Annotated in this window: 10 protein-coding genes and 1 pseudogene; 1 reads left to right on the top strand and 10 read right to left on the bottom strand. The window is 58.4% G+C overall.

The genetic code is table 11. The annotated features are described in order from the left end of the window. Window positions 1–2 precede the first annotated feature (2 nt). The 5 genes from tagF to ACVOLL_RS01765 form a co-directional block, all read right to left on the bottom strand. Complete coding sequence (gene tagF / locus ACVOLL_RS01785) at window positions 3–986, bottom strand: type VI secretion system-associated protein TagF (RefSeq protein WP_481511302.1); 984 nt, start codon at window positions 984–986, stop codon at window positions 3–5. Further along, window positions 983–4,708: a type VI secretion system membrane subunit TssM gene (gene tssM / locus ACVOLL_RS01780; protein ID WP_481511301.1), complete on the bottom strand. Its 3,726-nt coding sequence runs from the start codon at window positions 4,706–4,708 to the stop codon at window positions 983–985. The genes tagF and tssM overlap by 4 nt, the downstream gene beginning before the upstream one ends. 16 nt (window positions 4,709–4,724) lie before the next feature. Then, a complete protein-coding gene (locus ACVOLL_RS01775) occupies window positions 4,725–6,116 on the bottom strand; it encodes a hypothetical protein (protein WP_481511300.1) in 1,392 nt (463 codons plus the stop codon). A 76-nt stretch (window positions 6,117–6,192) separates the two neighbouring features. Further along, a complete protein-coding gene (locus ACVOLL_RS01770; protein WP_481511299.1) occupies window positions 6,193–6,453 on the bottom strand; it encodes a PAAR domain-containing protein in 261 nt (86 codons plus the stop codon). Between the two features lie 101 nt (window positions 6,454–6,554). Continuing rightward, the gene (locus ACVOLL_RS01765; RefSeq protein ID WP_481511298.1) at window positions 6,555–7,148 is read right to left on the bottom strand and encodes a M15 family metallopeptidase; all 594 of its coding nucleotides are present in this window, start codon (window positions 7,146–7,148) and stop codon (window positions 6,555–6,557) included. Window positions 7,149–7,637: 489 nt separating this feature from the next. Between ACVOLL_RS01765 and ACVOLL_RS01760 the strand changes: the two genes are divergently transcribed. Continuing rightward, entirely contained in the window at window positions 7,638–8,378 is a 741-nt protein-coding gene (locus ACVOLL_RS01760; RefSeq protein ID WP_481511297.1) for a hypothetical protein, read from the top strand. 405 nt (window positions 8,379–8,783) lie between these two features. Here the strand turns inward: ACVOLL_RS01760 and ACVOLL_RS01755 are convergent, their stop codons facing one another. From ACVOLL_RS01755 to ACVOLL_RS01735, 5 genes and pseudogenes are all read right to left on the bottom strand, one after another. Next, entirely contained in the window at window positions 8,784–9,698 is a 915-nt protein-coding gene (locus tag ACVOLL_RS01755) for a DUF6708 domain-containing protein (protein WP_481511296.1), read from the bottom strand. A gap of 215 nt (window positions 9,699–9,913) precedes the next feature. Further along, window positions 9,914–10,825, bottom strand: coding sequence for a DUF6708 domain-containing protein (locus ACVOLL_RS01750; protein WP_481511295.1), 912 nt, complete (start codon window positions 10,823–10,825; stop codon window positions 9,914–9,916). Between the two features lie 21 nt (window positions 10,826–10,846). After that, window positions 10,847–11,085, bottom strand: a pseudogene (locus ACVOLL_RS01745) (transposase); the annotation flags it as partial. A 128-nt stretch (window positions 11,086–11,213) separates the two neighbouring features. Further along, window positions 11,214–12,200 carry a DUF6708 domain-containing protein gene (locus ACVOLL_RS01740; protein ID WP_481511294.1) on the bottom strand — a complete coding sequence of 329 codons (987 nt, stop codon included), beginning with the start codon at window positions 12,198–12,200 and terminating at the stop codon, window positions 11,214–11,216. A 141-nt stretch (window positions 12,201–12,341) separates the two neighbouring features. After that, on the bottom strand, window positions 12,342–12,620 hold the full coding sequence (locus ACVOLL_RS01735; RefSeq protein ID WP_481511293.1) for a hypothetical protein: 279 nt from the start codon (window positions 12,618–12,620) through the stop codon (window positions 12,342–12,344). Between the last annotated feature and the right edge of the window lie 432 nt (window positions 12,621–13,052).

Here is a 13,052-nt window from a genome sequence, read left to right as displayed (position 1 = left end):
CGTCAGGTTCCCAGGAAGGTCTCGCCAAACAGCCGACGCGCGGTGACCAATGCAAGGTCTTCACGCTCAAGGAAGCTGCCGAAGCGGTTCAAGTTGTAGTCGCCGTGCAGGTAGTCATCGACCCACTCCGAATGCTGCAGGTGAATCAGATAATCGCCGGCTTCGGACGGATCCAAGGCGGCGCGCAGTACCATGCGATCCGCTCCGTTGAAGCCGATCACCATGTTCGGCTTGGCATCGTTGCAGATCAGCACCGCCAACTCGAAGTCACCGCGGCTGACGAAGCTGGACACCAGGTCCAGCCAGAACGCGGCCACCAGCGGCCGGTAGGCCGGGTCACGCACCAGCGGCAGCACCAATGCCTTGTCGATGTTCACCTCGCCACCGCTCAACACGGGCTGCAACAGCAGGCCCAATGCCGGCAGCATCTGCCGCAACGAAACCTCACCATGCCCTGCCTCACGCAGGCGCTGTTCGAAGCTGGCAATGGTGGTGCCTTCGAGGAAGTCCTGGAAGCTGGCGTTGTAGTCGGCCGGATCGGTGCTGATGCTGAAGCGAGCATCAGCCAGCTGGCTCAGCGCCTGCGTTGCATCGGCATCTTCGTTCGCCTGCCGCGCCAACCGGGCCAGCCCCGACCACGCGTTGGACAACGCCAAGGGGCTGCGGCCGATGAACGGCAGTGGCTCAGGTGCCTCCAGCCGTAATGCTGACAGCAGCGGGAAGCGACGTTCAGAGGCATCGCGGCTGGCCAGGAAGTGGCCACACACAAGCATCTTGCTGCGCGAACCGAGGAAGGCGTAGTTGATCTCCGGCGCCTCGTCGTACCGTTGCTTCCAGTCCGGGCTTTGGCTCAGCAATTCCAATGATTCGCCAGCCCAGCGATCAAGCCAGCCAAGCAATTGGTGATTGTCGGCGGCGCGCACGAAGTCACCGCGCGACGGGACTTTCCCGAAGTAGGAAACCCCGGCACTGACAACGCGGCTCATCGTGCACCTCCTGCAGCCTGCTGTGGCGCGGCTGGCGCGCTCGCAGGCGCCTGACCTTCGGGTGCAACCGGAGCAGCTGCAGCGACAGGTGCGCCACCAGCCACCCGCTCCGGCAACTGCAGGCCACGTTGCCAATCACTGCCATCGGAGCCCGTGCCGGCACGGCGCACCACGCGCATCTCCACGGTCACGGCAACGCCGCTGCCTTCCCAGGTGATACGGCTGGAATCATCAAGCCGTTCGTACTGGCCTTCAGACATCAGGCGTTTGAAGCCGTTCGAGCCCGGTGCATTGAACACCTCCACCGTGCGCCCATCACCCGTAACCGCCGAAATCTTCACGCCAGGAATCTGGCCCGCGTTCGGGTATTGCATGGTGGTCCACTGCGGCGGTGTGTTGCGATAGCGCAGCTGCTGGCCATCGATCTCGATGGTGTATTCCACCGCGCCGGTTGCAGGCGACGGCAACAACTCAAAGATAGTCGTGTCCTGGGCAGCGCCTGCACCCGCGCCACTTACCCAATTGCCATAGTTGGCAACCAGTTCAGCCGACAGGTTGATGCCGATGCCAGCCCAGCGACGCGCTTCAAGCAAGGGCCCGCGCTGGATGACCAAGGCACCCATCGCATCCTTGTTGAAGGTGGCAATGCTGCCGCTGGCACCGAAGATGGCGGCAATGTCGCTTGCGGCAGAATCCACGTCCGAGTTCAGATTGAACGGATACTGCAGGCCAATACGCGCCTTGAACGGATCATAGACCTGCGCCTTCCAGGTCTTGTTGACCTCATCTTCGGTAGGCGGCACCAAGGCAGTAAACGTCTGTGTCAGCGGACGCAGCAGCAACGGGCGTAATGCGTCACGCTGTTTTTCATCCAGCCCATTCAACACCTGCTCGTCGACCAGCGCCAACGCCACGCTCAGCTCGGAGCCCTCATTGCTGAAGGTGTCCTGCATCAGCTTGCGTGCGCCAACGCCCACGTCGCCTTGCGACTTGATGGCATTCAAGCGTGCCCGCAGCTTGCCCAAGGTATCAAAGTAAGCCGCAATCACCGCCGGCTGATCGCCACGCGGCATGGTCAGCCGTGCGATGCCTTCAAACGCCTTGCCAATCGGCCCCACCGGCGCGGCTGCGGCGGCCGCAGCCGGGTCCTTGCGCAGAATGGTACGCTGGAACCAGGCCACGAAGCCCTTGCCGGACTTGCTGGAGCGCGCCTGTGCAGGCGGGTTATCCCAGATGGTTTCCTCGTTGATTTTCTCCAGCAAGGTGCGCAGCGGCGAGTTGCCAGCATCTCCCAAGCGATTGACGCGCGCGGCCGCCTCATCAAAAGTGTTGAACTCGGCGATGCTCAAGCCCTGGACGAACTTGGCCCATTCGCGAGCGTATTCCTGCTTGTACAGGGTCACCAGCTCACGCGAAACGTGTTCCGGGCTGCCGGCCAGCGACAGATCGCTCTGCTCAGTCGTGCCCAGCACCCAGTCGGTAGTGCTCAGCTGGGTATTGGCGGCTTCCTTGATCGCGTCCTGCACATAGTCCTCCCACGCCTTGCGGCTGAAAGCACCGGAGATGGCATAGCTGCCGTTGATCAGGCGCGCATTGCGCTCCTCGCCCACCAGGCCATCCACCGTCACCGTGCCAAACCGCGCACCGGCACGCGCCTTGATCTGCGCGAACACGCGCTCCATCGCCGGCTGGCCCTTCATTACCCCCGACAATGCCTGACGCGCATCGGTAACCAAGGTGACCTTGTTCTGCACCTCCGGCCAGCCAGGCTTACCCGCCTGCGCCACATAGAAGGTCATCAGCTTCTCGGCAGCGCGCACCATCTCCTCGCGGCTCATCTGGCCGCGATTGGCTTCCAGCCAGTTGCGCCAGAACAGTGTCAGCTGCTGCGATAGATGCGCGCCTTCCACGTACTTGGGATTACCCAGCATCAAGTAGGTCTTGAGCGCGTTGTAAGCGTCATTGGTGCTGGTCGGTGAAGCGTTCTGGTACAGCGTTTCGCTTTCAGCGGCAGCAGCGTTGGCCTGGCCAAGCTTGTCGCGCTCGGCAACCACCTGCCCGAGATAGTTCTCAAGATTGGAAACGGTGGGCGCCAGCATCACCTGCTGCATGCCATGGTTGTACTCGCGCAACAGCTTCTCGCGGATCGCGTCGCCCTGGTACAGGCCAAGGCTGGTGGTGATGCCGCCTTCCTTCTTGTAGCGGTCCAACTGCTCCATACGGTCCTGCAACAGCAGCAGCGCATCAACGCGGGACTTCAGATCCATGCGGTCCTTCTGCACACGCACGGCCTGATCCAGATCCTTGGTGGCATTGGCCACCAACTGCGCATTGGTGGTGTAGGACCAGGTCCACAGACCAAGCCCAAGCGCCAGCACACCTACCGCGCCCAGAAACACGCCGTAGCGCAGGCGATTCTGATGGGGGCTTGCGTACTGCCGCACCAGCTCGCGGTCGGCAAATATCACCTTGCGGAACAGGTCTTTCAGGAAGAACGCGGTTTGTCCGCTCGGTGCCTCATCAACGTTCGAGCCGCGCTGCAGGCCAAACTGCCTGCCCACACGCTCGGAGGCATGGTGCACCGAGCGACCTTCCTGCAACGCACTGCTGAAATAGAAGCCACGGAACACCGGCTTAAACTGATAGGGGTTGTCTTCGAACAGCGTGGCGATGAAGGTACGCAGCGCGGGCTTGATGCCAACAAACTCCAACGGCAGCGACAGCAGGCCCGGCGACACTTCGCGCCCGCGCTGCATCGCCATGTGGGTCAGACTCATTTCCTTGATGCCGTCGGCCAACTCGTCGAAATGCTTGTCGAAGGCCGTCAGCGCATCACCTTGCTGCAGCACATCTGCCGGCAGCGTGGCGCCCCAGACGTTCTCGCGTTCACCCGGATCCAGATTGCCAAAGAACTCGCTGAAACCGGCAATCAGGTCAGCCTTAGTGAACAACACATACACCGGCGCGAACACTTCCAGCTGCTCGGTGACTTCCTGCACACGCTGGCGCAGGTTCTTGGCCAGCTCCATCGCGAACTCGGGCTTGCTGCCGGACAGTTCGGCAATGCTGACCGCGATGATCACGCCATTGATCGGTGCACGCGGCCGGTTCTTCTTCAACAGCCCGAGGAAGGTCAGCCATTCCATGCGGTCTTCGGTGCTGACCGAATAGCGACCGGCCGTATCCAGCACGATGCCGTTGGTGGTGAAATACCAATCACAGTTACGGGTACCGCCTATGCCTTGAATGACATTGCTGCGGTTGTCCTCGAACGGGAATTGCAGCCCTGAGTTGAGGATCGCCGTGCTCTTGCCCGCTGCCGGATTGCCGATGATCACGTACCAAGGCAGCTCGTACAGCGCGGCATTGCCCTTGAGCATGCCCATCCGCGAAGTCTTGATCTGCTTCACCGCTTCCAGCATGCGCTTGCGCAATGCTTCGGTATCGGCCCGCTGCGATGGTTGCGCGTTGGCAACGGCTTTGTCGGCCTCGCCCTGCACCATCGCCTCCACGCGCCGCGCTGCGCGCCGCGCCATGATCCGTTTGATGATCCAGACGATCAGCGCAACAACCAACAGCGCCGCGAGCGCGATTGCCGCCCATATGCCGATCTGCCGGGCTTCCGCCTCGCCGTATTTGGCCAGCCCTGCGGCGCCGATAAGACCAATCACCATCCACAGGCGGTAGTCGCGCAGGTAGTAGCTGAAATTGCTCAAACTCATGCAAGGAATCCAGGGTTTAGTTGACTGCTGGCATTTCAGCCGCCAGGGTCGGGGAAGGAAGCGGCTCTACGAGACCAAACAAACGTTGCTGCGCGTCGGCAACGCCCAACAGCAGCACAGCCTCGGACTGTCGTTGCAACTGCGCATAAGCCAAAGCCAGCTGCGTGACCGGCAACACCGGGCCGAGCTCACCTGAGCACAGGGCCAGGGCAAGGCTTTGTGAACTGAAGTCCAGATCCGGATTGATGGCAGCCGTAACCGCTGCGGTAGCAACAATGGAGTCTGGACGTTGATCGGTGTCGTGCAGAACAAACTGCAGCCGGCCTGCATCGGCCAGCAACGGCTGCAGCCATTGCTGTGCCGCCGCTGCAAGCTGCCGACGGAGTTCCGCTGGCCGACTGCCATAGGCCGCCTCAAGCCGCTCCAACTGCGGCCGCCACAAACGCCCGGCACCTTCACCTGCGAGTTGAGTACTGGCCAGCAGCACACCCGCCGCACCCTCGCCCGGCACCAGGCCATCTGCGTTCTGCGCGGTAGCCAACATGCCGCGAGCCATCCAGGTATTGATGACCACGGCGTCAATCGAGGAGTAACAGGAAACCAGCAGATGCCAGCGAGGCGTACCAGAGCTCAACGCGTCAACAACGCGCTGCAGATGCGCCCACACATCGCCTGAGCGCTCAAACACGCTGATGCGCACATCAAACCGGCGCCCATCCAAACCGGCCTGCACCGCCTGCTCCTGCAGCCAAGCCTGCGCCCAGTGGCGCAAACCATCGGACCACGTCGGCGATACGACGAGCTCGACAGTAAGAATATTCTCAATCCGTTGCTCTTCACGCCGGCGCAGGCCGGCAACCACGACCTCCTCGCCGCCAATGATCGCCGGCATCACCAGGTGAGCTGCGTCAAGCAGCTGCTCCAGAACCGGTTGCAGCAACGCCATCGCGCGCCTTTCATGGGCTGCGGTATCGATATCACCTTCACGTTCGGACAACACCAACCACTCGTCAAGATCAGCCACGGCGCTGATCCGGATCGGAAGGTTGTTGGCATCGCGGAAACGATTGTCCAACTGCGGCCTCGGCAGCGCTGACGCAACCGTCAACATTGCGCCGGCGTCTTTGCCGGCACTCAGGTGAATGCTGCCTGCGGTTAGCGCTATCGACGGCACCGCTGCGCCGGTGGAGGCCGCCGTCGCTGCAGGCGATACCTCATCGGCACCCGCGCTTGCTTCAACAACTTTTCCCACGCCACGGGAAAGCATGCCGCGCAGCATGTAGCCGGCACCACTCAAGCCCACCGGCAATACACCGAGATAGGCCAGCATCTGCATGCCATTGGGGGTAGTGCCACTGCTACGCCAGTACATGATGGCCGCCGCCCAGGTGGCAACGAAAACCATCATTACGCTCCCCGCGTTCTTCAACCATCCTGCCATCAGTCGCCGTGCTCCATGCCTGCTCCTGTACTGCGTGTCGCGATTAGCCCAACCCAGTACTGCTCTGTGTGGCCATCAATGTGGCACCACACGCAGTGCGATCTCCGTCACGTGCCACAGGCTGCCCGTCGATTACGACGGTAGCATCACCACTGATGATTGAAGTTGCCCCGTGCACCGCACAGATAGCGCGGTCCCCGATTCGGGATATTGGTTTGCCATTGACGTCGGTCTGGCCGGTGCCAGACACCACGCTACCGCCATGACTCAACTTGTCGCCGACAACGATAAACGGTCGTGCCATGCATCATGCTCCTTGATTCGCCGTGACCCGGTCTTTCCATCGCCCCTGTCCAACGGCGACCCGAGTCATCACCGGCTTACGATACCAGCACTTGTTCGTGCTTATAAGCCTTGGCGTCGCAGTTCATCACGCTTCGCGTTACGTGCCGCCTTGCATTGGGCTGTAGCCTCCACGTGTACGTAGTCCTTGATGCTGCGCCAGTTGCCACCCCAGTCCAGCCCCGCCTGTTCAGCAAGCTCGCCGTACAGAAAATAGCCGCGCCGGGTCCACGGGTCTTCCATGTCCCATTGCAGACGACCGTCACGGATTGGCGCACTGTCCACGCCCAACCCGTATTGGTGACAGCTCTGCCAGGCACCGGCACGGGTTGCCTTGCCGCCCGCCATCAACTCTGCCTGGCGCTCAGGGCTGCGATAGCCTTCGATCAGCACCATCTCGTAACCATACTGGCGTCGCATCACTTCGTAGATAGCCAGAACGCGTTGCTGCAGATCCGGATCAATCTGATTCCATTTGCGATCAGCTGTAACTATCTCTGGACGCATACGCTTTATCTCGACAGTGGTGAACACCTCTGGCGGCGGCGCCGGCGGCGGCGTCAGCCGTTCCCCGCGCAACAACTGCGCAACCATCGATCCGGACTCAGCCAGGTCATCACCGCTGAAGTCTGACAGCACAACCGTCTGTCGCGACATCAGAATTATCACAGGAGGAATGCTCAACAAGCCGATCGCAATCGCCAGTACAGGCCAGTGCCGGCGCAGCGCACCGCGCACACTAACAACTTCTTCACGAACCCCACTACGTACCCTTGCGGCGCCTTGTCCCGCACGATCACCCGCACGCCCAGCCCTTTGCCGCGCCGCAGCCCATCGCGCGCGCAGACTCGCAAACACCGGGCCAAACGACTCGGGAAACAGCAAGCCCCAACAAAGCAGCGCGACAAGCAACAACAGCACAATGGCTACAACGACAATTACAGTCACCGGTCCTCCATGACGACAATGCAGGTTGACGCATCGAGAGGCTTACTCTACAAATGCGCGTATTCGTTTCGGCACTAGCCGACTCAAACCAAGGGCTGGAAGCACTTGAATAATGGCGGAATAAATCGGCCGAGTCTGCTCTCAGGGGGAGCGCAGAACAACGGCCCGGCACCGAACACGGGCCGCATTCTCGCAGACATGGAAGGTCGACAGGTTGCCGCATCATCGCGCGCCACCAAAGACCGGCCACCCCACAGCCGGCACGTCTGGTTATGGGTTGGCGCGTGCTGCGCATTGTTGCTGGCAACCGGCACAGCAACGCTGTGGTGGCTCGCAAGTAGCGCGTCCCAGGACAGCACCGAGTACTCACTGAACCCGGATGCAAATCCAGATTCATCTGTAACCGGCGCTACCGGCCACCCCGACGCACCATCTGCTGCACCCAGCGATGGCGCGGCGATGATTGTTGATGCGCCAGAAACCGCAGACGCGAAGAGCCGCAATGCGGCCACTGCTCCGCCGGAAGCCGCGACAGCAAATGCATCGCCAGCACCCGCGGCACGAGACGCGCGCGCGCAACGCACCCCAGCAGCCGCACGCCCTGCCGCAGGCAGCAGGAACCCCGACGACAACCTGCTGGGTACGCTGCTGGGCATCATCAAGGAAGAGGAAAGCAAGAAGAAGAAAAGCGCTACCGCGCCACAGCCTCAGACCATGGATGATCTGATCGCTAAAATTGAAGCCGATGACAAGAAGCGCGCCGACGATGAGCGCGTCGCGTTCGATCAGGTCGCGACGCGGAAGACCGCTTCAACCGAGTCCACGATCCAGACCCAGCTGCGCGCGTGCCCTGGCGCGAACACCACAAAGGGCCTGGAGTGCCGCGCGAAGATCTGTGCGGGTGTACGCGGCAGGGATCCAGCTTGTCCGGCGATGTGATGTGATGGCGCGCGCATTGGCGGGCCTTTGGCTGGCCATGCGCGCTTGAGAGTCGACTGAAGACTGCTTTGTCACCATTTGGCCCAAGTTCGAGCCCTACTGAAGCGGGTTCGGAAACCTGATTCTATTTGACCCATAAAACGAACCCGCCCAGGCGGGTTTTTCGTCGTATGCAAAGTGAAACTCGTTGGATGCCCGTGATTCAGCAGCAAACCTGCGAGACAACCAAGGGCTTGGATCACCGACGCCGTGCCGATCCGGCGCTCACGGAAGCTCCCTTGCCTACCGGTGGTCTGCTTGAGGCTGGTTTGCCTGGGCACTTCCGAAAATGCCGGGATCAACTTGTCAGACAGGCGACATCAGCTATCCAACGGCAGAAAGCCATCCTGCCCCATCCACAGCTGATCAGCTGGTCGCCTCCAAAATGCTCCAAACGATCCAAACTCCTGAAGCAACCCCGATCAGCGTGCAGATCAGCGGCCAGATCAATTCCAGGAAGCCAAGCTTGATGTTGTTCCGCCAATCACGCTGGAAAGGATCATCTGCGCCTATCTCGTTCGCGGCTTGTACATCCGCGGGCCACACGGGGATGCGAGACGTCCTCATCGCAAGGTAGCGGCAGAGTGCTATGAACCCAAAAGGGAGACACAGAATCAAGTGCAAAACGGGAAATCGCATAAAGCTCGCGAAAGCCCGAAAAACTCCAAAGAGGAAGCCCTCCCTGCGGTCATGGATCGGCAGGAAGATAGGCACTTCCGCCGCCGCCAGCTCCGGCCCGTTCTCATACTCCATGTACTGCCTAATAAACTCCCAAAGCCGCATCAGATCGTTCTCATCCGACATGTATGCATAGCCCAGGGTATATGTCTCCAGGACCATCTTCCCATCTTCAGAAAGGAGATGCATACGCAGGTCATTGGTCTTACCTGCTGGCGGGGTAGTCGACTCACCGATAAAAAAGAATAACTTATCCCAATCCGCAGAAAGCACAGTTCCGTTCTGTCGAAATACGTAGACCTTTCGGGATCTCCGATTCAGGCGCATTGGATAGTGAGTCCAGCGGAAGCACTCGCTGCGTACCATCCAGTAAACGCCAGAAATGATAAACAGCGACACCGGCACAATGAACAACCAGATAGCCCATGGTATCAACCACTCATCCTCCTTGAAGGGAGGGCCAGTCATGAATAAATAGCCCACCTGTAGGATAGGCGAATATCCAAGGCCAATCAGAAGCCCGAGCCAGACGTTGAACCCTTTTCCTGGGTACCAGCGATCAACCAGTTCCAGAAATGTCGAATTGACGCGGATAACCGACATTATACTGCATGGGTCTGCGCCAGCCTTTGCGCGCTTATTGAGCCGGCGCGCCCGTTCGCTATCACTAAGCGGTCGATTTACAGAGAAACGAAGATTCCGTGCATCAAGTCCAGCATAGTCCACCCCACCCCTCCTTTCAGAAAATCATCTTGCCATAGGCTTGAGAGCTTACAGCGATCTCCGGGCTGATTGGATACGGCGACCGTTCCAAGGCATCAGCGCGACGAATAAAAGCGCCGTCTAATCTGCTCCTCGCTCAATGCTTCGCCGCCCGCGGCCAGGATCACCTCGGGCGGAAACGCAGGCATTTTCCCGTGACCCGACGTTCGCAGGTACTCGCCTTCTGGAAGTGGCGCCCCATCTTCCTCCATGTAACGACGAATGTGCTCGTAGAGCCGCCAAAGCAGCTCATCCTCCCACCAGCCCTTGTAGCCAATGTTGACCACATCCGTGCACAGGCGCGACGCGGGCTCGCTGGCCCAAAGAAGAGCCAAGGAGTATGACGAACGCATCGCCTCTCCCGTCAACTCGCTCACATGATAGCTCCGTGCATGGACATCCTCCCAACGGCGCGTCCTCACCGCTCCAATACCTGCCAGGCTCCAAAACTTCCAGAACTTCATTGGAACTATTGTAAAGAAATGAACATCGCCGGTTTCTTTATTAAAAACAACCGGCTGATCCCGAGGAGTCAAGAAAGCCAGCCGAAAACAGAAAAATGAGAAGTTCAAAAGAAACAGAGAGACCAGTGAAGAAATTATGGAGATCGGCAAATTAAAGCCGACCTCAGCATTGATGTGTGCCAGGAAAGCATCAACCGACAAATAAATCATCCCAGCTGCCGCGACAAAAAAAAGCACGGAAAAAACAACCAGCATCGCGAATGCGTCTGAGGTTCCAGCTGGCGCCCCAACAACAATTGCTCGCTCATGCACGGCCAAAACTGAATCACAGCCGCTCGCCTTGTCGTGCGCAGGCATATCTTTTGCCCGCCCAGCAGCGCGATACGGGGAGAGCACTGGCAACGAAGTCTTCCCTTTGACCTCAGCATCAAATTCAAACCACGGCTCGCCTGCTCTACAAACAGGAATTAGCACTCGGTAGTCTGGATTGCTTTCTTTTGGCATTACTCACTCCAGAACTTAATTAATAATGGCATTGTCCAGACCAAGATCGGCAAGCAACTGCCTGGGCTTGCGGCTTTCCTCTTCAGTAGCCTTGAACGTTCCAGCTCGGAAGGCACAAGCCCACCATACTTCTTCCGCCATACGTAAAAGGCGGCCTCGGCAATGCCCGTGTTTCTGCAGATCTCGCCCAATGCCGTTCCAAGCTCTGCCTGCTTCAGGGCGTACGCAATGTGCACCTCGGTGAAACGCGACTTCTTCATACCTGAATCCTCGTTCGTCACGGGGCCCAATGCTGCCGAAGTCTTTACTTTAGCCTTCACCAGTTTTCTTGGGGGAGGTCACAGGTCACGAGGGAGTTGTTCGAACTGTCCATAATGGCGCAACCACGTCAGCTACGCCCAACTTTTTGCTGGACTACCTTAGCCTTTCGTCCCGTTACCTCATGAATTGCGGCAGCGGCGACATCGTCAAAAGGACCTGCTCCAACCGAAAGCTTGACACTCTGCGGCCACGCCGGTGCTCGCTTGAACCTATAACTTGCATAACGGCACAGACCAGCATACGCGGTGAGAGGAAAAGCAATCAGTGCTATCACGCCAAGCATCCAGATCAACGGGCCTTTACGCCAGTTCACCCCGCACCCAGGCCCTATTAGGGGCTGTCCAATCGTGAGAGATTCCCAAAACCCAGTACCAAAATCTTTAAACCGGTACTCACCGGGCGCCCAAACAGGCCCGCTCTTCTCCATAAGCCGGCGAACATACTCCCAACGCTCAATGGCACCGCTAGTATCGCCGTAGCCGAAGGTAGGCCCGACGCCAATGCGTTGGATCTCGACAGCTCCTCCCGGCTCGCTCTTGATCGACAGCACCAACGAACACTCCCGCCTTGGAATCTGCCCCGTGAAGATCATGAAGGAAACAATCTCTGCTTCAACGCAGTCCCAGTCAAAGGACTGCACTTCGCTTTTTGGCCGACCAAATATATTCCAACCCCACTGCCACCAGGGCAGACCCGTTGACTTGAAGACGTGAACCTTCGCGGATGACCGATCAAACAGCACGGGCTCATATCGATAACCCATCCAGTCAACTTGGATGAACAGCAAGGCAATAAAAATAATAAATAGCTGAACTAAGAACATCCAAAATGCCCCTAGTTGCATTGTCACATAAACCCCAAGAGTCGCCCCGACCAGTCCAAGGAATCCTCCACTACTCAGGTAACCGCGCATCACACCAACTTGATCGACGAACGACAAACCATTCTCATAAACTTCAACCACCGCACCGTGCGTTGCCGCGATAGCGGATACCTGATCGTTGTGCGAAGAAAGGCGCACTATCGACGTGCAACTGGTTTCTTCATTACTCATGCGCGGGCCTGTGCTCTGGTCGGCTGTCGTTGAATCGTTGAATATTGGCTTCGAGCATTGCGTCGACACCAGAGAAGTCGAAAACGCGCTTCTGCGTGGCCCAGGTCTATTCGAGTTTCATTTTCGCAGTGGCATTAGTACTCAAGGAACTCCCTTCAACTGAATCAAGCAGTCAATCGCATCCTGGTCCAAGGCCGGTCCGCCGGCCTCTTCGATAATCTCTGCGGGAAATTCTGGAACGCGGGATAGGTCCGTTGCGCGCAATTTGTCACTTGGTTGTAGCGGCGGACCGTCTTCTTCCATGTACTGCCTGATGTGCTCCCAAAGCGCCAATTGCGTACTGTCGAAACCGTTGAATTGGACACCGAGTTGTATCAAGTTATCAACTTCGTTGGCAGAGCCCTCGCGAATAGTGAGCAAGCCTAGCTCAAAGCCTTCTGACGCAAGATTTGCACCACGGAAGTAGATGTAATTATAGATTCGCGCTCGGATCTGATCCTCCCATCGGTACGCCAATGCCGCGCCATGAGAACCACTCTTCCAGAACTTAAAAAACCCCCTTTTAAGTAGGGAAGAACATAGACCAACTTTGTCTTTTTGTTAAACAGGACAGGGTCATCCAGTGTGTTAACTTTCGCCAGACGCCAAAAATACGTTCCAAAACAAAAGAGAAAATATGACGCGAACCCGTAAGAAATCACAAGAAAAACTAGACCTGGTGAAATCGAGAAATCAGAAACGATAATTGATCGCAAGATCAACATGAAAACGTACGCCCCTACAACCCACATGAAATATGCGGAGAATTTCGACCAGCCCACATTTTTCGCATACTCGCCACGAACAGTACCA

Source organism: Stenotrophomonas sp. STEN035 (assembly GCF_056759935.1).
The sequence above is the reverse complement of the archived record's forward strand: the minus strand, read 5'-3'. Positions and strand labels throughout refer to the sequence as shown.

Coding starts and splice junctions, on each gene's coding strand:
- tagF (WP_481511302.1), bottom strand. CDS start 986: ATGAGCCGCGTTGTCAGTGCCGGGGTTTCCTACTTCGGGAAAGTCCCG.
- tssM (WP_481511301.1), bottom strand. CDS start 4,708: ATGAGTTTGAGCAATTTCAGCTACTACCTGCGCGACTACCGCCTGTGG.
- ACVOLL_RS01775 (WP_481511300.1), bottom strand. CDS start 6,116: ATGATGGTTTTCGTTGCCACCTGGGCGGCGGCCATCATGTACTGGCGT.
- ACVOLL_RS01770 (WP_481511299.1), bottom strand. CDS start 6,453: ATGGCACGACCGTTTATCGTTGTCGGCGACAAGTTGAGTCATGGCGGT.
- ACVOLL_RS01765 (WP_481511298.1), bottom strand. CDS start 7,148: ATGTCGCGACAGACGGTTGTGCTGTCAGACTTCAGCGGTGATGACCTG.
- ACVOLL_RS01760 (WP_481511297.1), top strand. CDS start 7,638: ATGGAAGGTCGACAGGTTGCCGCATCATCGCGCGCCACCAAAGACCGG.
- ACVOLL_RS01755 (WP_481511296.1), bottom strand. CDS start 9,698: ATGTCGGTTATCCGCGTCAATTCGACATTTCTGGAACTGGTTGATCGC.
- ACVOLL_RS01750 (WP_481511295.1), bottom strand. CDS start 10,825: ATGCCAAAAGAAAGCAATCCAGACTACCGAGTGCTAATTCCTGTTTGT.
- ACVOLL_RS01740 (WP_481511294.1), bottom strand. CDS start 12,200: ATGAGTAATGAAGAAACCAGTTGCACGTCGATAGTGCGCCTTTCTTCG.